The sequence below is a fragment of the Cellulosimicrobium sp. G4 BAM 1002 genome (genome assembly GCF_057126935.1).
Window position 1 is genome coordinate 2,053,213 of the sequence record NZ_CP182109.1, and the last position, 19,505, is coordinate 2,072,717.

Below are 19,505 nucleotides of genomic sequence, written 5' to 3' on the forward strand. Positions count from 1 at the left end.
CGTGCTCGGTTAGCGTGAATCACCGGTCCGACGGCCGGGACCGACGGTTCGATCGAGGACGGAGCAAGGCCCATGGCAGGAGCACTGCGCAAGACCATGCTGTATCTGGGCCTCGCTGATGATCGCGGCGAGGACGAGCAGGACGAGTACGTCGACGAGCTCGACGAGACGGGGGCGGACGTGTCGCACGACTACCAGGCCCAGGTGACGCCGCTGCACCGCGGCCTCGGGCCCCGAGAGGTTCCGCAGACCAGCATGTCTGCCGCCGAGCTGCGACGGATCACGACGGTCCACCCGCGGTCCTACAACGACGCGCGCGTGATCGGCGAGGCGTTCCGGGGCGGGACGCCCGTGATCATGAACCTCTCGGACATGGACGACGCGGACGCGAAGCGCCTCGTCGACTTCTCGGCGGGCCTGATCTTCGGCCTGCACGGCGCGATCGAGCGCGTGACGAACAAGGTCTTCCTCCTGTCGCCCGAGCACGTGGAGATCACGGGCGAGGAGCAGGCCGCCGCCACGCCGCCGCCCGGACGCGCCGGGTTCTACAACCAGAGCTGAGCCGCAGCCGAGGCTGAGCCGCCGCGCGTCCTCGCGCGCCGTCGACCGCAGGGGCAGGTGCCGACCAGGCGCCTGCCCCTGCGGTCTGCCCGTCGGGCCAACCGGCGACAGCGGGGTGTGTCCCGTGGCCGGGAGCGCCGCCGTCGTCTGGCACAGTTGACCCGTGATCTGGGACCTCATCACAGGGATCGTCGGATTCCTGCTCTGGCTCTACCTGCTGCTGCTCATCGGTCGGCTCGTCTTCGACTGGGTGCAGTTCTTCGCGCGCGAGTGGCGGCCGCGGGGTGCGGTGCTCGTGCTCGCCGAGGTGATCTACTCCGCGACCGACCCGCCGCTGCGCGCGCTGCGCCGCCTCATCCCGCCGCTCACGCTCGGCCAGGTGCGGCTCGACCTCGCCTTCATCATCCTGTTCTTCGCGGTGACGATCGCGGCGCAGGTCGTGGCCGGTCTCTGAGACTCACGTCACGCGCGGCCCGGCCCGGCATCGGGCGCTACGTCCGGTTCGCCCCGACCTGATCGGTGCCCGGACGCGGCGCGGACGACGGGGCGACCGCGACCGCGGCGCGCGAGCGCACGGCCGCTCCCGCCCCTCGAGGGCAATCTCCGCTACTTTGGACTCTGGTGATCGCGAGGTCGCCCGGACCGACACGCAAACGCTATGAGGTGAACCGATGGCACTGCTCACTGCAGAGGACATCCTGAACAAGAAGTTCTCGGCGACGAAGTTCCGCGAGGGCTACGACGTCGAAGAGGTCGACGACTTCTTGGACGAGGTGGTGAGGACCCTCAACTCCGTGCAGGAGGAGAACGAGGACCTCAAGTCGAAGCTCGCTGCCGCGGAGCGTCGCATCGCCGAGCTCAGCCGGGCCGACGCGTCCAACGCTGCGGTGCAGCCCGCCGTCGTCGACGCGCCCCAGGCGCCTGCGCCGGAGCCGGCACCCGCCGCGCCGATCTCGCAGGCCGTCGTCGCGAAGAACGGCGCCGAGCCCGAGTCCGCGACCGGCATGCTCCAGCTGGCCCAGAAGCTGCACGACGACTACGTGCGCTCGGGCCAGGAGGAGGGCGACCGGCTCATCGCGGAGGCGAAGGAGGAGGGCACGCGCATCGTGCGCGAGGCCGAGGAGACGTCGCACCGCACGCTCTCGCAGCTCGAGCAGGAGCGCTCGCTCCTGGAGCGCAAGATCGACGAGCTGCGCATCTTCGAGCGCGACTACCGCACGCGCCTCAAGAGCTACCTGCAGAACCTGCTGGGTGACCTGGACAACCGGGGCAGCGCGCTCCCGCCGCGCAGCAACGTCGGCGGGGCGAGCCGCACGAGCGACCTCGCACCCGGCATCTAGCACCTGCGTCGACCGTCCGGCAGCGGCCGGTACGCCACGCACCTGCGCCTCCCCGCCCCGGCGGACCGGCGTGGTGTGTTGTGCGTACCGGTCGCTGCGTCTACTCTCACGGCACTCGATCCAGGAGGGGCGCCATGACCAAGCTCACCACCGCGGCCAGGTCGGCCGTGCGCGAACAGTTCCCGAACCTCGCGAAGGACGTGAAGTCCTTCCCCGTGCGCGACGGCGAGGAGCCCTGGACCCTGCGCGAGGTCGAGGAGCTGGCAGCCGAGCTGCTCTCTGAGCGGGAGCGCCTGGAGGGCGAGCTCGCCTCGGCCGACGAGGAGCTCTCGAACCTGCTGCGCCACTCGGGCGACGGCGCCGGCGACGACCAGGCGGACTCCGGTTCCAGCGCGCTCGAGCGCGAGCAGGAGCTCACCCTGGTCAACAACGTGCGCGACCTGCTCGCACAGACGTCGCACGCGCTCGACCGCATCGCGGCCGGGACGTACGCGACGTGCGAGGCCACGGGGCTGCCCATCGGCAAGGCGCGCCTGCAAGCCTTCCCGCGGGCGAACCTCTCGGTCGAGGCCAAGCAGCGCGAAGAGCGCCGCTGAGGCGTTCGGCGGTGGCCGGCGGCACCGGGCCGGCACCCGGCGGGAGCGGCGACGTGGCAGACTTGCCGCCGATGTCCACCTCCGCCCAGCCCGAGCCGTCCGAGCACGTCGACGCGGCCACCGCCACCACCACGCCGAGCCGCGGACCCCGCAAGGTCCTCGTGGCCTGGACCGTCGTCCTCGCCGTGCTCGTCCTCGCGATCGACCAGCTCACCAAGAGGTGGGCCGAGTCCACCCTCGAGGTCGGCGCCGATCCCGTCCCGCTGATCGGTGACCTCCTCTCGCTGCGGCTCATCTACAACCCGGGCGCCGCGCTCTCGATCGCGACCGGGATGACGTGGCTCCTCACCATCGTCGTGGTTGTGGTCGTCGTGGTGATCATCCGCATGGTGAGCCGGATCGGCTCCCGCGCCTGGGCCGTGGCGCTGGGTCTCCTGCTCGGCGGCGCACTCGGGAACCTGGTCGACCGGTTCTTCCGCGAGCCCGGTTTCGCGCGCGGTCACGTCGTCGACTTCATCGCGTACGGCAACTGGTTCGTGGGGAACGTCGCGGACATCGCCATCGTCGGCGCGGCGGTCATGATCGCGGTGCTCTCCGTCGTCGGGATCGGCCTGGACGGCACGCGTCACGGCCGCGACGAGCCCACGGACGAGTCGAAGACCGAGGCCGCGGAGGCCGTCGCTCCCGGCACAGCGGCGCGGCCCGCGGACGGACCGGGCGCCACCGCCGGTGACGATCTGCCGGAGGTCGCCGAGCCGGACCCCGGGAGCGCGACGGGCCGCACCGAGCGCGAGGTGGAGCGGTGAGCCTGCGCTCCCTTCCCGTCCCGGACGGGCTCGCGGGCGAGCGCGTCGACGCCGGCCTCTCACGGCTCCTCGGCCTGTCCCGGACGCGAGCGGCCGAGCTCGCCGCGGACGGCGCCGTCCGCCTGGACGGCCGGGAGGTCGGCAAGTCCGACCGGCTCGTCCCCGGCGCGTGGCTCGAGGTCGACGTGCCCGACGCCGCTCCCGCCGCCGTCGAGGTCGTCGCCGAGCCCGTGCCCGGCATGGGCATCGTCTACGACGACGACGACGTCGTGGTCGTCGACAAGCCCGTGGGCGTCGCCGCGCACCCCTCGCCGGGCTGGACCGGACCCACCGTCGTCGGCGCGCTCGCCGCCGCGGGCTACCGGATCTCGACGTCCGGCGCCGCCGAACGACAGGGCATCGTGCACCGGCTCGACGTCGGGACCTCGGGGCTCATGGTGGTCGCGAAGAGCGAGGTCGCGTACACCGCGCTCAAGCGCGCCTTCAAGGAGCGCACGGTCGACAAGGTGTACCACGCGCTCGTCCAGGGCCACCCGGAACCCACGACGGGCACGATCGACGCCCCCATCGGCCGGCACCCGAGCGCCGACTGGAAGTTCGCCGTCACCGCCGAGGGAAAGCCGAGCGTCACCCACTACGAGGTCCTCGAGATGCTGCCCGCGGCGTCCCTCGTCGAGGTGCACCTCGAGACCGGACGCACGCACCAGATCCGCGTGCACTTCTCCGCGTTGCGCCACCCGTGCGTCGGCGACCTCACGTACGGGGCAGACCCCGTGCTCGCGTCTCGCGTCGAGCTCACCCGGCAGTGGCTGCACGCCATGCGTCTCGGGTTCGAGCACCCGACCACCGGGCAGTGGCTCGAGCTGACGAGCGAGTACCCCGACGACCTCGCCCACGCCCTCGACGTCCTGCGCGGGGCGTACGCATGAGCGCACGGTCCGACGTCGACCCGTCGCGTCCGGGCGCGGCCTCGCGCCTCCTGGCCGAGGTCGTGACCGACGACGCCGGTCTCGCCGCGGCGCACGCCGTGCGTCTCGCCGTGTTCGTCGACGAGCAGGGCGTGCCCGTCGAGGAGGAGATCGACGACCTCGACACTGACCCCACGACGACGCACGTCCTCGTCCGTGACCGCGCCCAGGACGGCGCCGTCGTCGGCACCGGTCGACTCCTGACCGACGCGGCCCACCCCGGCGAGGTCCACATCGGCCGGGTCGCGGTCGCCGCCTCCGCGCGCGGCACCGGCGCGGGCGCCGTCGTCATGCGGGCGCTCGAGCAGATCGCCCTCGCCGACCACGCCGTCCCCAGCCCCGACGGGCGCCCCACCGTGACGGTCCTCCTCTCCGCCCAGGTGCAGGCGATCGGCTTCTACGAACGCCTCGGCTACGCCGTCTCCGGCCCGGTCTACCTCGACGCCGGCATCGACCACCGCGACGCCTCGAGGACCCTCATCGCCTGAACGCTCTCGTCCGCTCGGGTCTACGAGCCCGCGTGGTCGGGACTGCCCGCGGGCTCGTCCCGCGGCACACCCCGCCACCCCGCTCTGGCGACCCGCAGCTACGGAACCAGGCCACCGCTCGGGCGACCCGGACCGCGTCTGCGGCCTGTGCGACTCCGCACACCGCACGGCGCTCGAGGGTGCGACGGAGGGTGGGTACCCCGTCTTAGGATCGATGCATGCCGACCGCGACCGAGGACTTCGTCCACCTTCACGTCCACACCGAGTACTCGATGCTGGACGGCGCGGCGCGGATCGGGGACCTGTTCGACGAGGTCGAGCGGCTCGGGCAGAAGGCGATCGCGACGACGGACCACGGGTACGTGTTCGGGGCGTTCGAGTTCTGGTCGCGGGCGAAGGCCAAGGGCATCAAGCCGATCATCGGTGTCGAGGCGTACATCACGCCGGGCACGAGCCGGTTCGACCAGACGCGCGTGCGGTTCGGCGAGAAGGGGCAGGAGTCGGACGACGTCTCGGCGCGCGGTGCGTACACGCACATGACGCTGCTCGCGAAGGACGACGAAGGGCTGCACAACCTGTTCCGGGCGTCGTCGCTCGCGTCGCTCGAGGGCCAGATGGGCAAGTGGCCGCGCATGGACCGCGACCTGCTGCAGCGGTACGGCAAGGGGCTGATCGCGACGAGCGGCTGCCCGTCGGGAGAGATCCAGACGCGGTTGCGGCTGGGGCAGTGGGACGAGGCCGTGCGCACGGCGGGCGAGCTGCAGGACATCTTCGGGCGCGAGAACTTCTTCGTCGAGCTCATGGACCACGGGCTGGACATCGAGACGCGGGTCACGAAGGACCTGCTGCGCCTCGCCGAGACCATCGGCGCGCGGATCGTCGGGACGAACGACCTGCACTACGTGCGCGAGGAGGACGCGTCGAGCCAGGAAGCGCTGCTCGCGATCAACTCGGGCTCGACGCTGGACGACCCAGACCGGTTCAAGTTCGACGGCACGGGCTACTACGTGAAGTCCGCGGCAGAGATGCGGCGCGTGTTCGCGGAGCTGCCCGAGGCGTGCGACAACACGCTGCTCATCGCCGAGCAGTGCGAGGTGTCGTTCAACACGAGCGCGAACTACATGCCGCGGTTCCCGGTGCCCGAGGGCGAGGACGAGACGAGCTGGTTCGTCAAGGAGATCGAGCGGGGCCTGCACCGCCGGTACCCGAATGGGATCCCGGAGGCGTCGCGGAAGCAGGCGCAGTACGAGACCGAGGTCATCATCCAGATGGGCTTCCCGGGGTACTTCCTCGTGGTCGCCGACTTCATCAACTGGGCCAAGGAGCAGGGCATCCGCGTGGGCCCGGGTCGTGGCTCGGCCGCGGGGTCGATGGCGTCGTACCTCATGGGCATCACGGAGCTCGACCCGCTCGAGCACGGACTGATCTTCGAGCGGTTCCTCAACCCCGAGCGCGTCTCGATGCCCGACGTCGACGTCGACTTCGACGAGCGTCGGCGCGGGGAGGTCATCCGGTACGTCACGGAGAAGTACGGCGACGACCGCGTCGCGCAGATCGTCACCTACGGCACCATCAAGGCGAAGCAGGCGCTCAAGGACTCGGCACGCCTGCTCGGCTTCCCCTTCGCGATGGGGGAGAAGCTCACCAAGGCGATGCCTCCGGCGGTCATGGGCAAGGACATCCCGCTGTCGGGCATCTTCGACCCGAAGCACGAGCGGTACGCGGAGGCCGGCGAGTTCCGCCAGCTGCACGACACGGACCCGGAGGCGCAGCGCGTCGTCGAGCTCGCGCGCGGCATCGAGGGTCTGAAGCGGCAATGGGGCGTGCACGCGGCGGGCGTCATCATGTCGAGCGACCCGCTCATCGACATCATCCCGATCATGCGCCGACCGCAGGACGGCGCGGTCATCACGCAGTTCGACTACCCGACGTCCGAGGGCCTCGGCCTCATCAAGATGGACTTCCTCGGGCTGCGCAACCTCACGATCCTCGACGACGCGCTCGAGAACATCGAGATGAACGGCAAGGACCCGATCGAGATCGAGTCCCTGACGCTGGACGACAAGGCGTCGTACGACCTGCTGGCCCGGGGTGACACGCTCGGCGTCTTCCAGCTCGACGGCGGGCCCATGCGCGCGCTCCTGCGCCAGATGAAGCCCGACAAGTTCGACGACCTCTCGGCCGTCATCGCGCTGTACCGTCCGGGCCCGATGGGCATGAACTCGCACACGAACTACGCGCTGCGCAAGAACGGGCTGCAGAAGATCGAGCCGATCCACCCGGAGCTCGAGCAGCCGCTCGCGGAGATCCTGGACGAGACCTACGGGCTCATCGTCTACCAGGAGCAGGTGCAGAGGGCCGCGCAGATCCTCGCGGGGTACTCGCTCGGCCAGGCCGACCTGTTGCGCCGTGCGATGGGCAAGAAGAAGAAGGAGATCCTCGACAAGGAGTTCGTGCCGTTCCAGGCCGGCTGTCGCGAGCGGGGCTACTCCGACCCGGCGATCCAGGCGGTGTGGGACACGCTGGTCCCGTTCGCCGGGTACGCCTTCAACAAGGCGCACTCGGCCGGGTACGGGCTGGTCGCCTACTGGACGGCGTTCCTCAAGGCGAACTACCCCACCGAGTACATGGCGGCGCTCCTGCAGAGCGTGCGGGACGACAAGGACAAGCTCGCCCTGTACCTCAACGAGTGCCGGCGCATGCACATCACGGTGCTGCCGCCCGACGTGAACGACTCTGCGGCGAAGTTCACGGCCGTCGGTGGCGACATCCGGTTCGGTCTCACGGGTGTGCGCAACGTCGGTGCGAACGTGGTGGACGCGATCATCCGTACGCGGGAGGAGAAGGGCGCCTTCACGTCGTTCACGGACTTCCTCGACAAGGTGCCGGCCGTCGTCTGCAACAAGCGGACGATCGAGTCGCTCATCAAGGCGGGGGCCTTCGACTCGCTCGGTCACCCGCGTCGCGCCCTGCTCGTGGTGCACGAGCAGGCGGTGGACTCGGTGATCAGCGTCAAGCGAAAGGAGGCGGAGGGCCAGTTCGACCTCTTCGCCGACTTCGGGGGCGCCGACGACGAGGCGGGGATGTCGTTCTCCGTCGAGGTGCCGGAGCTGCCGGACTGGGACAAGAAGCAGCGCCTCGCGTTCGAGCGCGAGATGCTCGGCCTCTACGTCTCGGACCACCCGCTCTCGGGTCTCGAGCACGTGCTGACCCGCGCGGCGGACACCGGCATCGCGAACCTGCTCGCCGACGAGGGTCGCCCGGACGGGTCGACCGTGGTGATCGCGGGCCTCATCACGTCGCTCCAGCGCAAGATGAGCAAGAACGGGAACCCCTGGGCCGCGGTGACGATCGAGGACCTCGAGGGCGCGGTCGAGGTCATGTTCTTCGGCGAGACGTACCTCGCGTACTCGACGATCCTCGCGGAGGACCAGGTCGTCGTGCTGCGCGGCCGCGTGCGGCGCCGCGACGACACGATGCAGCTCCAGGCGATGGAGGTGTCGCTGCCGGACATCACCGTCGGTGCCGAGTCCCCCGTCGCGGTGAAGGTCCCGCACACGCGGTGCGTCGAGCCGGTCATCACGCGCCTGCGCGACGTCCTGGCCACCCACCCGGGATCGGCGGAGGTCCACGTGCAGGTGCTCGAGCCGGGCAAGACGACGGTCGTGCGCGTCGGGGACGCGCTGCGCGTCGAGAAGTCGCCCGCGCTGTTCGGCGACCTCAAGGCCCTGCTCGGCCCGTCGTGCCTCGTCGGGTGACCGCCGCGACGGATCCTGCGGCCGCGGCGTCGTCGTCGTGGGACGACGGCTCCGCGTCGCACCGGTTCCGGGTAGTCCCCGCGGCGTACGTGCTGCTCCGGCGCGAGGACCGGGTGCTGCTCCAGCTCCGGCGAGGCACCGGCTACCGCGACGGTCACTGGGCTGCCGCGGCCGCGGGCCACGTCGAGCCGGGGGAGTCGGTCGTCGCCGCCGCGCTCCGCGAGGCCCGCGAGGAGCTCGGTATCGGCGTCGCCGCCGAGGACCTGCACCCCGTCACGACGCTGCACCGGGGCGAGCCCGGCGGGCCGGCCCTGGAGCAGCGCGTCGACTTCTTCTTCGAGGCGACGCGCTGGACCGGGGACCCGGTCCTCCAGGAAGCGGACAAGGCGGCCGACCTGCGGTGGTTCGCGCTCGACGCGCTCCCGGAGCCCGTCGTGCCGCACGAGCACCACGTGCTGTGCGCCCTGCGCCGACCCGAGGTGCCGCCGATCATGACGTTCGGCTTCGACCTCTGACCGGCGCCGGCGGGGAGCAGTCCGCGGCGAAGCCGTAGGCTCGGGCCCGTGATCCGCCTCAACCCTGAGCAGCTCGTCTTCGTCACCGAACGCCACCTGGCGACGCTCACGACGCTGCGCGCCGACGGTTCCCCGCACGTGGTCCCTGTCGCCTTCACGTGGGACCAGGAGGCCGGCGTGCTCCGCATCACGACGAACCGCGCGTCGGTCAAGGCGCGCAACGCGCGCCGGGAGGGCGAAGGCGGCGGGGTACCCCGGGCTGCCGTGTGCCAGGTCGAGGGCGGCCGGTGGATCACGCTCGAGGGCACGATCGAGGTCGTCGAGGACGCGGACGAGGTCGCCGACGCCGTGGCCCGTTACGCGCGCAGGTACCGCCCGCTCGAGCACAACCCGGAACGCGTCGTGCTGCGGCTCACCCCGGACAAGGTGATGGCCTCGACGTACATGGCGTGATCGGCAGAGCCCGCCCGCGGGTCAGGCGACGGTCGCGCTCTGCGCCCCCTGCGGATGGTCGACGGCGACGACGTCGCCACGGTGCAGCTGGCGGCCTCGCCGCGTGTCGACCTCACCGTTGACCCGGACCTCGCCCTCGGTGATGAGCTCGCGTGCCTCGGCACCGGAGTCGACGAGCCCGGCGAGCTTGAGGAACTGCCCGAGGCGGATGACGTCGTCGGAGATCTCGACCGGGCGGGCGTCGCTGGAGTTCATGGACCCATTCTCCCCGGCGCGGGGAGCCGGTACGAACCCGGCAGGCGCACGGCCGCCGGAGCGGGGGACCGGTGGGCGAAACGTCTCGTCTCGACGGTGCGCGGGCTCCTAGACTCGTCCCATGATCTCCCGCATCGATCTTCGAGGGCGTTCCCTGTCCGCACGCGAGCTCGTCGAGACCCTGCCGCGCGCAGAGCTCGGCGTCGAGGACGCGGCGCATCGGGTCGCCCCGATCATCGACGCGGTCCGCACGCGCGGCGCCGACGCCCTGCGGGAGTACGCCGAGCGGTTCGACGGCGTGCGCCCCGAGCACCTGCGGGTGCCGGCCACCGCTCTCGAGTCGGCGCTCGCGGAGCTCGACCCGACGGTGCGCGCGGGCCTCGAGGAGGCGATCCGACGGGTCCGCGTCGTGCACGCGGCGCAGCGCCCGCAGGACTTCACGGTCCAGGTCGCCCCCGGGGCGCAGGTCCGGCAGCGCTGGGTGCCCGTGCGGCGGGTCGGGCTGTACGCCCCGGGCGGCCTGGCCGTCTACCCGTCGTCGGTCGTCATGAACGTCGTCGCGGCACAGGAGGCCGGGGTGCCGAGCCTCGCGGTCGCCTCGCCGCCGCAGAAGGACAGCGGCGGGCTGCCGCACCCGACGATCCTCGCGGCGTGCGCGCTGCTGGGCGTCGAGGAGGTGTACGCCGTCGGGGGTGCGCAGGCGGTCGCCATGTTCGCCTACGGCGCGGCGGGGAGCGAGCCGCAGGACGGCGAGGTGCTGTGCGAGCCCGTCGACGTCGTGACCGGGCCGGGCAACGTCTACGTCGCCGCGGCCAAGCGGCTCGTCCGGGGAGTCGTCGGCATCGACGCCGAGGCCGGCCCGACGGAGATCGCGATCCTCGCCGACGGGTCGGCGGACCCCGGCCACGTCGCGTCCGACCTCATCAGCCAGGCCGAGCACGACCCGCTCGCCGCAGCCGTGCTCGTCACGCCGTCGGTGGAGCTGGCCGCTGCCGTCGAGGCGCGGCTGGCCGACCTGGTGACCGCGACCAAGCACACCGAGCGCGTCGCACAGGCCCTCGCCGGGCCGCAGTCCGCCGTCGTCCTGGTCGACGACCTCGAGCACGGGCTCCAGGTCGTCGACGCCTACGGCGCCGAGCACCTCGAGATCCAGGCGGCGGACGCGGCCGGTCTCGCAGAGCGTGTCCAGAGCGCGGGGGCGATCTTCGTCGGCCCCTGGTCGCCGGTCTCGCTCGGCGACTACATGGCCGGGTCGAACCACGTGCTCCCCACGGGCGGCTGCGCGCACTTCTCGAGCGGCCTCGGCGTGCACAGCTACGTCAAGGCGGTCCAGGTGATCGAGTACGACCGCGACGCGCTCGAGGAGCTCGCCGACAGGATCGTCGCGGTCGCGAACGACGAGGACCTGCCCGCGCACGGCGAGGCGGTCCGCGCCCGGTTCCTGTGACCGCTCGCGTGAGCGCCCACGGAGCGACACGCCGCGCGGTGCCCGCGGACGCGGAGGCGCTCGTCGCGCTGCGCGTCCTGCTCATGCGGGCGATGGGTGAGCCCGACGCCGACGAACCGGGCTGGCAGGACTCCGCTCGCTCGTGGTTCGCGCGCGAGCTCGCGGGCGACGAGGCCGTGGCGTTCGTCGTGGACGCCCCGGGCACGCCGGGCGGGGTCACGTCGAGCGTCGTGGCGTGCGCCCTCGTGACGCTGCACCACGACGCGCCGTCGGCCCGCAATCCCCACGGCACGACGGCGCACCTGACGAACGTCTGCACCGTCGAGAGCGCACGGGGCCGTGGGTACGCGCGCGCGTGCGTGGACGCCGCCCTCGACTGGGCCCGGGCGGCCGGTGCCGACTCCGTCTCGTTGCACGCGACGCCGGACGGGGAGCGGCTCTACCGGTCCCTGGGCTTCGACGACACCCGGTACACCGAGCTGCGGCTGCGGTGGTGACCGGCGCTCAGCGGACGCCGAGGACGAACGGGTAGACGGCGGAGGCACCTGCTCGGCGGAGCGTCCGGGCCGCGACGGTGATCGTCCAGCCCGAGTCGGTCGAGTCGTCCACGAGCAGGACGCGACGGCCGGCGAGACCGGCCAGCGCCGCCTCGCCGAGCTCGAGGCGGAGCCGCCCGGCGACGCCGGCGAGCCGCGTCGCCGAGTTCACGTCGTGGCGCCCCGGCTCCTCGCGTCCCGGCACCGGGCCGATCGCCCCGATGAGGGGCTTGCCGAGGTAGGACGCGAGCCCGTTCGCGAGGTGGAACGTGAGCTGTGGCCGGGTCACGGACCGCACCGCGACGACGCCGTCGACGAGGAGCCGCCGCTCGGGCGCCGCCGCTCCGTCGGCCGGCGCGTCCTCGCCCGTGGTCGCGCCGCCGTCTGCCGCGGTCGGATCGTGGTCGGGCGCGACCTCGTACAGCGCGGCCCACTCGTCGAGCACCCGCGCTGCCGCTCGACGCAGCGCGACCGGCGTCTCGCCGTCGGGCGTGGTGGAGGCGAAGAGCTCACGGAGCGGTGCGGACCAGCCCAGCCCGTCGAGGCGGGCCACCGCGCGCCCCGCCTCGGCCTGCTCCTCGGCCGGGATGCGGCCCTTGAGGTCGAGCCCGAGGCGGTCCATGCCGCTCGGCCACTGGCGGCGTGCCGTGATCTCGACGCCCGGACGGTCCATGTCGGCACGCGCTGCGGAGACGGCCTCCGGGTCGGGCGCGCCGGGCAGCTCGACCCCGCCGCACCGGTCGCAGCGCCCGCACTCCCAGCCGTCCTCGAGCTCCGGGTCGTCGAGTGCGGCACGCAGGAACGCCATGCGGCAGCCGTCGGTGGTCTCGTAGTCGAGCATCGCCTGCTGCTCGGCACGGCGGGTCGCGTCGACGCGCTCGTACCGCTCGGCGTCGTACGCCCACGGGCGGCCAGTCGCCTCCCAGCCACCCTTGACGCGCCGGACCGCGCCGTCGACGTCGAGCACCTTGAGCATGCCCTCGAGCCGCGACCGCTTGAGGTCGACCTGCGTCTCGAGCTGCGCGACCGACTGGGTGCCGCCCGCGTCGAGCGCGTCGAGCGTCGTGCGCACCTGCGCCTGCGGCGGGAACGCGGTCGAGGCGAACCACTCCCAGATGCGCTGGTCCTCGTCGCCGGGCAGGAGCACGACGACCGCGCTGTCGACGCCACGGCCCGCGCGCCCGACCTGCTGGTAGTACGCGATGGGCGAGCTCGGGGCACCGAGGTGCACGACGAACGCGAGGTCCGGCTTGTCGAAGCCCATGCCGAGCGCCGATGTCGCGACGAGGGCCTTGACGCGGTTCTCCTTGAGGTCCTGCTCGAGGCGCTCCCGCTCAGCGGGGTCGGTCTGACCCGTGTAGGCCGCGACCGCGAGGCCCGCGGCGCGGAGCTGGCTCGCGACCTGCTCGGCGGCGGACACCGTGAGGCAGTAGACGATGCCCGACCCGTCGACGTCCTGCAGCGTCTCGACGAGCCACGCGACGCGCGTCGGCTGGTCGAACCGGGGGAGGACCGCCAGGTGCAGCGACTCGCGGTCGAGGCCGCCGCGCAGCACGAGGACCTCCTCGGACGCACCGGGTGCCGCGTCCGCGCGGGACACCCCGAGCTGCTCGGCGACGTCGGCCGTCACGCGGGCGTTCGCCGTCGCCGTGGTCGCGAGCACGGGGATGCCCGTCGGCAGGTCGGTGAGGAGCGTCCGGATGCGCCGGTAGTCGGGGCGGAAGTCGTGCCCCCAGTCGGAGATGCAGTGCGCCTCGTCGATGACGACGAGCCCCGCGTCGGCGGCCAGGCGGGGCAGCACCTCGTCGCGGAACCCCGGGTTGTTGAGCCGCTCGGGCGAGCACAGGAGCACGTCCACCTCGCCCGCGGCGACCGCCCGGTGCACGTCGTCCCACTCGGTGACGTTGGCGGAGTTGATCGTCACGGCCCGGATGCCGGCACGCGCCGCCGCCGCGATCTGGTCGCGCATGAGGGCGAGCAGCGGCGAGACGATGACCGTCGGTCCCGCGCCCCGGTCGCGCAGAAGGCGCGTCGCGACGAAGTAGACGGCCGACTTGCCCCACCCCGTGCGCTGCACGACGAGAGCGCGGCGCCGGAACGCGACGAGCGCCTCGATCGCGCGCCACTGGTCGTCGCGCAGCCGCGCGTCGTCGCGGCCCACGAGGGCCCGCAGCGCGGTCTCGGCGTCCTCGCGCAGCGACTCTCCGTCGAGCAGCCCGCGGAGCATGGCGAGCTTCGCGCGCCGCACCGCCTCGCCGTCGTCGCCCGGCGCCGGCGGCTGCGGATCCGGCGCCTGTACGGCTGGCGCGGACGAGGTGGGTGCCGGCGCGGGCGACGACGGCTCCGGCGCGGGCTCGCCCCAGGGGTCGCCCGGCTCGTCGAGCGGCGGCTCGTCGGCCGGGTCGAAGGGCAGGTCGGCGTACGGGTCGGTGGAGCTCACCCGCCCGATCGTAGGCGCAGGCGCCCACGACCGTGCGCGTCGTGCACAGGGAGGGTCAGGAGCGCATGTCCATGACGACGCGACCGTCGATCTTCCCGGCCACCATCTCGGCGAAGATGTCGTTGATCTCGTCGAGCGGGCGCACGGTGTACGTGGGGCTGATCTTGCCCCGCGCGAAGAAGTCGAGCGCCTCCGCCATGTCCTTGCGTGTCCCGACGATCGAGCCGCGGACCGTCAGCCCGAACAGGACCGTGGTGAAGATGTCGAGCGGGAACTTCTCGGGCGGCAGCCCGACGAGTGAGACGGTCCCGCCGCGGCGCAGCGCCCCGACGGCCTGCGGGAACGCGTGGGCGTTGACGGCGGTGACGAGCGCGCCGTGCACCCCGCCGCCGGTCTGCTCCTGGATTTCGGCGGCGGCGTCGGGAGACGTCGCCGCGTTCACGGTGACCTCCGCGCCGTGCTTGCGCGCGAGCGCGAGCTTGTCGTCGTCGACGTCGACCGCGGCGACCCGGCGGCCCATCGCCACCGCGTACTGCACGGCGATGTGGCCGAGCCCGCCGATGCCGGAGACGAGCACCCACTCGCCCGGCTGGGTGTCGGTGACCTTGAGGCCCTTGTAGACGGTCACGCCCGCGCACAGGATCGGCCCGACGGCGGACAGGTCCACGCCCTCGGGGACGATCGGCGCGTAGCGCGAGTCGACCAGCATGTAGCGACCGAAGGACCCGTCGACCGAGTACCCGCCGTTCTTCTGGTTCGGGCACAGCGTCTCCCAGCCCGTCTCGCAGTACTCGCACTCGCCGCACGCGCTCCACAGCCACGCGTTGCCGACGAGGTCGCCCACCGCGACCCGCGTCACGCGGTCCCCGACGGCGACCACGCGCCCGACCCCCTCGTGCCCCGGCACGAACGGCGGTGACGGCTTGACGGGCCAGTCGCCGTGCGCGGCGTGGAGGTCGGTGTGGCAGACACCCGTGTAGTCGACCTCGACGAGCGCCTCGTAGGGGCCGGGCGTCGGCACCTCGATCTCCTCGACGCTCAGCGGCTCGCCGAACGAACGGACGACTGCGGCACGCATGGTGGACACGACGATCACCTCGGGTCTCGAAGGACGGTGGTGGGCGGGCGGGCGGTTCCCGACCACGCCTCGTCCTCGACGTTACGCCTCGCGGCCGGCAGGCCGGGGGCCCGCGCGGGAACTGGTGACGGTCGACGCCGCGGTGCGGGACCTTCGCCTCTCCACCACCAGGGCCAGCGTCCCGCCGACCACCGCGACCCACTCGCTCACCGCCGCGAGCACCTGCTGCGTGCCGCCCACGGTCTCGTTCACCCCGAAGAAGCCCACGGTCGTCGACAGGTAGAAGGCCACGAGCGTGAGGGCGCCGAACCCGATCGCGCCGAGCAGCGGGAGCCAGTGCCGCCAGACGAGCACGAGGAGCCCCAGGACGAGGCCCGCCACGGCGTTGAGCGCGAACAACGCACCGACCACCTCGATGTCCCGGTAGCCCTCGACGAACAGCACGAGGTGGATGTCGGCCGAGAGCAGCAGCCCGGCCGCGGTCAGGCCGCGCAGGACCCAGGCGCCCAGTGCGCGGCCCTCGCGCGGCGGCGGGGTCGGCGGGCCTCCGGTCACGGTCATCGTCGCTCCGTGCGGTCGGGTGCGAGTCGTGCTCGGCTGCGGCGTGCGGCGAGCGCGCTCCGTGCGGGCTCCGTGCAGGCTCCGTGCGCCGGTGCTTCAATTGAACCGCCGTCGACGACGCGGCGCGCGTCGGACGGCGGCGACGGCACCGAGCCCGCCGCCGCACCGAGCAAGGAGGCCGGCCATGGACGCACGTCCCGCTCTCGACGTCACCGCGCCTGGCACCGGTCCGTGCCTCTCGCGACGCGCCGTGCTCGCGGGCTCCGGCGCGGGTGCCGCGGCCCTGCTGCTCGTCGCGTGCGGTGGGGACCCGCCGTCGGGCACGCAGGACGGTACCGGCGACGACGGTGCCGAGAGCGGCCAGGCCGTCGAGCCGGGGCAGGTCCTCGCGAGCGCCGACGACGTCCCCGTGGGTGGTGCGCTCGCCGTCACCGTCGGGGGCGCGCAGCTGCTCGTCACCCAGCCCGAGGAGGGGACGTTCGCGGCCTTCTCCGCGATCTGCACGCACGAGCGCTGCACCGTGGGCCCGGGCGAGGGCGAGCTGCTCTGCCCGTGCCACGCGTCGCGGTACGACCTCGCGACCGGCGCGGTGCTCGGCGGGCCTGCGCCGTCGCCGCTGCCGGAGGTGCCCGTCACGGTCGAGGGCGGCGACGTCACGTCGGCGTGAGGGTCGCGCCGGGCTGCCCGCGTGCCGGACGTCACGGCGGTGGCTGCGCCACGGTTCGTAGACTGTCCCGGTGACCTCACCCTCCGTCGCCGGGAGGCGTCCTCTCCCGCTGCGCCCCGAGCTCGCTGGCATCGCGCCGTACGGTGCGCCCCAGCTCGACGTGCCCGTGCTGCTCAACGTCAACGAGAACCCGTACGCGCCGGGCGAGCGGGTCGTCGCGTCGATCACCGCCGCGGTGCACGACGCCGCGACGGGCCTCAACCGCTACCCCGACCGCGACTTCCTCGCGCTGCGCTCGGACCTCGCCGCGTACCTCGGCACGGAGGCGGGCGTCGCGCTGGGCGCCGACCAGCTCTGGGCGGCGAACGGGTCGAACGAGATCATGCTCCACGTCCTGCAGGCGTTCGGCGGCCCCGGGCGCACGGCGGTCTCCTTCGCGCCGACGTACTCGATGTACCCCGAGTACGCGCGCGACACCCACACGCGCTGGGTCGTGGGCCGGCGCGCGGAGGACTTCACGCTCGACCCGGACCACGTGCGTGACGTGATCGCGCGCGAGCAGCCGTCGGTGGTCCTGCTCGCGAGCCCGAACAACCCCACGGGCACCGCGCTGCCGGCGGCGACCGTGGAGGCCGTGTGCGAGGCGGCGCTCGCCGTCCGCGTCCCCGCGGCCGACGGCGCCGACGCGCCCGCCGTCGTCGTGGTCGACGAGGCGTACGGCGAGTTCCGTCGGGAGGGCACGCCGTCGGCCCTCGAGCTCCTCGAGCGGTACCCGAACCTCGCCGTGACGCGCACCATGTCCAAGGCCTTCGCGCTCGCGGGCGCCCGCGTCGGCTACCTCGCGGCGTCGGTCGACCTCGTCGACGCGCTGCGCGTCGTGCGCCTGCCCTACCACCTGTCGGCCGTGACCCAGGCGGTGGCGCGCGCCGCGCTCGCCCACTCCGGCGAGCTGCTCGCCCAGGTCGACGCGCTGCGCGCCGAGCGCGACGCGACGGTCGCGTGGCTGCGTGCGCAGCGGCACCCCGACGGCTCGGCGTTCGCGGTGGCGGAGTCCGACGCCAACTTCGTGCTGTTCGGCACGTTCCCGGATCGGCACGCAGTCTGGGCGGGCTTGTTGGAGCGGGGCGTCCTCATCCGGGAGACTGGTCCCGACGGCTGGCTGCGGGTGTCGATCGGCACCGGCGAGGAGATGCGGGCGTTCAAGGACGCCCTCGTGGAGGTGGCAGGACTGTGAAGCGCACCGCGCGCATCGAGCGCGCGACGTCCGAGTCGAGCGTGCTCGTCGAGCTCGACCTCGACGGGACCGGACGGACGGAGATCTCGACGACCGTCCCGTTCTACGACCACATGCTCACCGCACTGGGCAAGCACTCGCTCATCGACCTCACGGTCGAGGCGACGGGCGACACCCACATCGACGCGCACCACACGGTCGAGGACGTCGCGATCGCGATCGGCGAGGCCCTGCGCGTCGCGCTCGGCGACAAGTCCGGCATCTCGCGCTTCGGCGACGCGACCGTCCCGCTCGACGAGGCCCTCGCGCTCGCGGTCGTGGACGTGTCCGGCCGGCCGTACCTCGTACACTCCGGCGAGCCGGAGGGGCAGGAGTACCACCTCATCGGCGGCCACTTCACCGGGTCGCTGACGCGCCACGTGCTCGAGTCGATCGCGCACCACGCCGGCATCTGCCTGCACGTGCGCGTGCTGGCCGGCCGCGACCCGCACCACATCGTCGAGGCGCAGTTCAAGGCGCTCGCCCGTGCGCTGCGCGCGGCCGTGGCCCCCGACCCGCGGGTCGAGGGCATCCCGTCCACCAAGGGAGCGCTGTGAGCACGCACGACGACGCCGACGGCACGCTGGACGGCGTGGAGATCCCCGACGACCTCTCGGGCCTGACCGGCTCGTCCGACCCCGACCTCGTGGTGCTCATCACGCAGGTCGCGGGGGCCGAGCCGCTCGCCGCGGCGTGCTCGCTGGCCCAGGTCGAGGCCGACGTCGTCGCGACGGACGTGGGTGCCCTGGCAGTCCTCCGCGACCGGACGGGCGACGCTCCCGCGCACGCCGCGGCCGCGCTGACCACGCTCGTCAAGGGGGTGCCGCTCGTGCTCGTCGAGCGTCGCGGCGAACAGCTCGCCATGACGCGCTGGGCCGACGGCGCAGCGGGGGACCAGCTCGCCCCGGGCCTCGTGCTGGGTGGCGCACCCGAGGAGCTCGAGGACCTGCTCACGGGCGCGACGACGGTCGCCGACCTCCCCGGGGTCGTCGCGAGCTCGTCGATCTCCCGGTGGAAGGCGATGCGCCTGCTCACGGCAGCCGCCCGCCGGGCGAAGAAGGGCGGGGCATGAGCGAGCAGACCGCCCGGCGACCGTCCGTCGTCGTGCTCGACTACGGCTTCGGCAACGTGCGCTCCGCCGTGCGTGCGCTGGAGCGGGTCGGCGCGGACGTCGAGCTCACCGCGGACAGGTCACGCGCCCAGGACGCCGACGGGCTCGTCGTCCCCGGCGTGGGCGCGTTCGCGGCGGTCATGGCCGGCCTGCGCGCGGTGCGCGGGGACGAGATCGTCGACCGGCGGCTCGCCGGCGGTCGACCGGTCCTCGGGATCTGCGTGGGCATGCAGGTGATGTTCGAGCAGGGGGACGAGCACGGCACGCTGACCGACGGCCTGGGGGAGTGGCGCGGTCTCGTGGACCGCCTCGAGGCACCGATCGTCCCGCACATGGGCTGGGACACCGTCGACGCGCCCGAGGGCAGCGTGCTTTTCCGCGGCGTCGAGGACGAGCGCTTCTACTTCGTCCACTCGTACGCGGCGCGCTCGTTCACGACGGGCGACGACCTGCCCGCGGACTCGCCGATCCGCCGACCGCTCGTCACGTGGTCCGACCACGGCGGGCGGTTCGTCGCCGCCGTCGAGAACGGCCCGCTCTCCGCGACGCAGTTCCACCCCGAGAAGTCCGGGGACGCGGGCGCGACCCTGCTCGAGAACTGGGTCCGCTCGCTCTGACCGACCCGCGCGCCGAGACCACCACGTCCGGTGCG

Annotated in this window: 21 protein-coding genes; 17 read left to right on the forward strand and 4 right to left on the reverse strand. The window is 73.0% G+C overall.

The window, feature by feature from the left end:
* Nucleotides 1–72 precede the first annotated feature (72 nt).
* The 10 genes from ACMXGY_RS09210 (at nucleotide 73) to ACMXGY_RS09255 (ending at nucleotide 9,485) form a co-directional block, all read left to right on the forward strand.
* Nucleotides 73–561 (forward strand): cell division protein SepF, encoded by a 489-nt coding sequence (locus tag ACMXGY_RS09210; RefSeq protein ID WP_483776537.1) that lies wholly within the window; start codon nucleotides 73–75, stop codon nucleotides 559–561.
* Nucleotides 562–724: 163 nt separating this feature from the next.
* On the forward strand, nucleotides 725–1,015 hold the full coding sequence (locus ACMXGY_RS09215; protein WP_483776538.1) for a YggT family protein: 291 nt from the start codon (nucleotides 725–727) through the stop codon (nucleotides 1,013–1,015).
* A gap of 217 nt (nucleotides 1,016–1,232) precedes the next feature.
* Entirely contained in the window at nucleotides 1,233–1,901 is a 669-nt protein-coding gene (locus ACMXGY_RS09220; protein WP_483776539.1) for a DivIVA domain-containing protein, read from the forward strand.
* Between the two features lie 134 nt (nucleotides 1,902–2,035).
* Complete coding sequence (locus tag ACMXGY_RS09225; protein WP_483776540.1) at nucleotides 2,036–2,497, forward strand: TraR/DksA family transcriptional regulator; 462 nt, start codon at nucleotides 2,036–2,038, stop codon at nucleotides 2,495–2,497.
* 71 nt (nucleotides 2,498–2,568) lie between these two features.
* The gene (locus ACMXGY_RS09230; RefSeq protein WP_483776541.1) at nucleotides 2,569–3,303 is read left to right on the forward strand and encodes a signal peptidase II; all 735 of its coding nucleotides are present in this window, start codon (nucleotides 2,569–2,571) and stop codon (nucleotides 3,301–3,303) included.
* Nucleotides 3,300–4,232, forward strand: a complete 933-nt coding sequence (locus tag ACMXGY_RS09235) for an RluA family pseudouridine synthase (protein WP_483776542.1) — start codon at nucleotides 3,300–3,302, stop codon at nucleotides 4,230–4,232. The genes ACMXGY_RS09230 and ACMXGY_RS09235 overlap by 4 nt, the downstream gene beginning before the upstream one ends.
* The gene (locus tag ACMXGY_RS09240) at nucleotides 4,229–4,759 is read left to right on the forward strand and encodes a GNAT family N-acetyltransferase (RefSeq protein WP_483776543.1); all 531 of its coding nucleotides are present in this window, start codon (nucleotides 4,229–4,231) and stop codon (nucleotides 4,757–4,759) included. Before ACMXGY_RS09235 ends, ACMXGY_RS09240 begins: the two co-directional genes overlap by 4 nt.
* Before the next feature lie 218 nt (nucleotides 4,760–4,977).
* Nucleotides 4,978–8,517, forward strand: a complete 3,540-nt coding sequence (dnaE, locus tag ACMXGY_RS09245; protein WP_483776544.1) for a DNA polymerase III subunit alpha — start codon at nucleotides 4,978–4,980, stop codon at nucleotides 8,515–8,517.
* The gene (locus ACMXGY_RS09250) at nucleotides 8,514–9,032 is read left to right on the forward strand and encodes an NUDIX hydrolase (protein WP_483776545.1); all 519 of its coding nucleotides are present in this window, start codon (nucleotides 8,514–8,516) and stop codon (nucleotides 9,030–9,032) included. Before dnaE ends, ACMXGY_RS09250 begins: the two co-directional genes overlap by 4 nt.
* A gap of 48 nt (nucleotides 9,033–9,080) precedes the next feature.
* Nucleotides 9,081–9,485, forward strand: coding sequence for a pyridoxamine 5'-phosphate oxidase family protein (locus ACMXGY_RS09255; RefSeq protein WP_483776546.1), 405 nt, complete (start codon nucleotides 9,081–9,083; stop codon nucleotides 9,483–9,485).
* Nucleotides 9,486–9,506: 21 nt separating this feature from the next.
* Here the strand turns inward: ACMXGY_RS09255 and ACMXGY_RS09260 are convergent, their stop codons facing one another.
* Complete coding sequence (locus tag ACMXGY_RS09260) at nucleotides 9,507–9,740, reverse strand: RNA-binding S4 domain-containing protein (protein WP_483776547.1); 234 nt, start codon at nucleotides 9,738–9,740, stop codon at nucleotides 9,507–9,509.
* 121 nt (nucleotides 9,741–9,861) lie between these two features.
* On the opposite strand from ACMXGY_RS09260, the gene hisD reads away from it, so the two are divergent.
* Together hisD and ACMXGY_RS09270 are read left to right on the forward strand one after the other, a co-directional pair.
* Nucleotides 9,862–11,187 (forward strand): histidinol dehydrogenase, encoded by a 1,326-nt coding sequence (gene hisD, locus ACMXGY_RS09265; protein WP_483776548.1) that lies wholly within the window; start codon nucleotides 9,862–9,864, stop codon nucleotides 11,185–11,187.
* Between the two features lie 8 nt (nucleotides 11,188–11,195).
* Nucleotides 11,196–11,684: a GNAT family N-acetyltransferase gene (locus tag ACMXGY_RS09270; protein WP_483776549.1), complete on the forward strand. Its 489-nt coding sequence runs from the start codon at nucleotides 11,196–11,198 to the stop codon at nucleotides 11,682–11,684.
* 7 nt (nucleotides 11,685–11,691) lie between these two features.
* Here ACMXGY_RS09270 and ACMXGY_RS09275 read toward each other — a convergent pair whose 3' ends face one another.
* The 3 genes from ACMXGY_RS09275 to ACMXGY_RS09285 form a co-directional block, all read right to left on the reverse strand.
* Entirely contained in the window at nucleotides 11,692–13,950 is a 2,259-nt protein-coding gene (locus tag ACMXGY_RS09275; protein WP_483776829.1) for a RecQ family ATP-dependent DNA helicase, read from the reverse strand.
* 268 nt (nucleotides 13,951–14,218) lie between these two features.
* A complete protein-coding gene (gene adhP / locus ACMXGY_RS09280) occupies nucleotides 14,219–15,241 on the reverse strand; it encodes an alcohol dehydrogenase AdhP (protein ID WP_483776830.1) in 1,023 nt (340 codons plus the stop codon).
* 81 nt (nucleotides 15,242–15,322) lie between these two features.
* The gene (locus ACMXGY_RS09285) at nucleotides 15,323–15,802 is read right to left on the reverse strand and encodes a hypothetical protein (protein ID WP_483776550.1); all 480 of its coding nucleotides are present in this window, start codon (nucleotides 15,800–15,802) and stop codon (nucleotides 15,323–15,325) included.
* A 184-nt stretch (nucleotides 15,803–15,986) separates the two neighbouring features.
* Here ACMXGY_RS09285 and ACMXGY_RS09290 point away from each other — a divergent pair, with 184 nt between their 5' ends.
* From ACMXGY_RS09290 to hisH, 5 genes are all read left to right on the forward strand, one after another.
* Nucleotides 15,987–16,469, forward strand: coding sequence for a Rieske (2Fe-2S) protein (locus ACMXGY_RS09290; protein ID WP_483776551.1), 483 nt, complete (start codon nucleotides 15,987–15,989; stop codon nucleotides 16,467–16,469).
* Between the two features lie 70 nt (nucleotides 16,470–16,539).
* On the forward strand, nucleotides 16,540–17,703 hold the full coding sequence (locus ACMXGY_RS09295; protein WP_483776552.1) for a histidinol-phosphate transaminase: 1,164 nt from the start codon (nucleotides 16,540–16,542) through the stop codon (nucleotides 17,701–17,703).
* On the forward strand, nucleotides 17,700–18,299 hold the full coding sequence (gene hisB / locus ACMXGY_RS09300; RefSeq protein WP_483776553.1) for an imidazoleglycerol-phosphate dehydratase HisB: 600 nt from the start codon (nucleotides 17,700–17,702) through the stop codon (nucleotides 18,297–18,299). The genes ACMXGY_RS09295 and hisB overlap by 4 nt, the downstream gene beginning before the upstream one ends.
* On the forward strand, nucleotides 18,296–18,814 hold the full coding sequence (locus ACMXGY_RS09305; protein ID WP_483776554.1) for a hypothetical protein: 519 nt from the start codon (nucleotides 18,296–18,298) through the stop codon (nucleotides 18,812–18,814). The genes hisB and ACMXGY_RS09305 overlap by 4 nt, the downstream gene beginning before the upstream one ends.
* A complete protein-coding gene (gene hisH, locus ACMXGY_RS09310) occupies nucleotides 18,811–19,470 on the forward strand; it encodes an imidazole glycerol phosphate synthase subunit HisH (RefSeq protein ID WP_483776555.1) in 660 nt (219 codons plus the stop codon). Before ACMXGY_RS09305 ends, hisH begins: the two co-directional genes overlap by 4 nt.
* The last annotated feature ends 35 nt before the right edge of the window (nucleotides 19,471–19,505 follow it).

What these genes read in the sequence shown, in the direction of transcription:
- ACMXGY_RS09210 (WP_483776537.1), top strand. Translation starts at nt 73, where the DNA reads ATGGCAGGAGCACTGCGCAAGACCATGCTGTATCTGGGCCTCGCTGAT.
- ACMXGY_RS09220 (WP_483776539.1), top strand. Translation starts at nt 1,233, where the DNA reads ATGGCACTGCTCACTGCAGAGGACATCCTGAACAAGAAGTTCTCGGCG.
- ACMXGY_RS09225 (WP_483776540.1), top strand. Translation starts at nt 2,036, where the DNA reads ATGACCAAGCTCACCACCGCGGCCAGGTCGGCCGTGCGCGAACAGTTC.
- ACMXGY_RS09230 (WP_483776541.1), top strand. Translation starts at nt 2,569, where the DNA reads ATGTCCACCTCCGCCCAGCCCGAGCCGTCCGAGCACGTCGACGCGGCC.
- ACMXGY_RS09240 (WP_483776543.1), top strand. Translation starts at nt 4,229, where the DNA reads ATGAGCGCACGGTCCGACGTCGACCCGTCGCGTCCGGGCGCGGCCTCG.
- dnaE (WP_483776544.1), top strand. Translation starts at nt 4,978, where the DNA reads ATGCCGACCGCGACCGAGGACTTCGTCCACCTTCACGTCCACACCGAG.
- ACMXGY_RS09260 (WP_483776547.1), bottom strand. Translation starts at nt 9,740, where the DNA reads ATGAACTCCAGCGACGCCCGCCCGGTCGAGATCTCCGACGACGTCATC.
- hisD (WP_483776548.1), top strand. Translation starts at nt 9,862, where the DNA reads ATGATCTCCCGCATCGATCTTCGAGGGCGTTCCCTGTCCGCACGCGAG.
- ACMXGY_RS09275 (WP_483776829.1), bottom strand. Translation starts at nt 13,950, where the DNA reads ATGCTCCGCGGGCTGCTCGACGGAGAGTCGCTGCGCGAGGACGCCGAG.
- adhP (WP_483776830.1), bottom strand. Translation starts at nt 15,241, where the DNA reads ATGCGTGCCGCAGTCGTCCGTTCGTTCGGCGAGCCGCTGAGCGTCGAG.
- ACMXGY_RS09285 (WP_483776550.1), bottom strand. Translation starts at nt 15,802, where the DNA reads ATGACCGTGACCGGAGGCCCGCCGACCCCGCCGCCGCGCGAGGGCCGC.
- ACMXGY_RS09290 (WP_483776551.1), top strand. Translation starts at nt 15,987, where the DNA reads ATGGACGCACGTCCCGCTCTCGACGTCACCGCGCCTGGCACCGGTCCG.
- hisH (WP_483776555.1), top strand. Translation starts at nt 18,811, where the DNA reads ATGAGCGAGCAGACCGCCCGGCGACCGTCCGTCGTCGTGCTCGACTAC.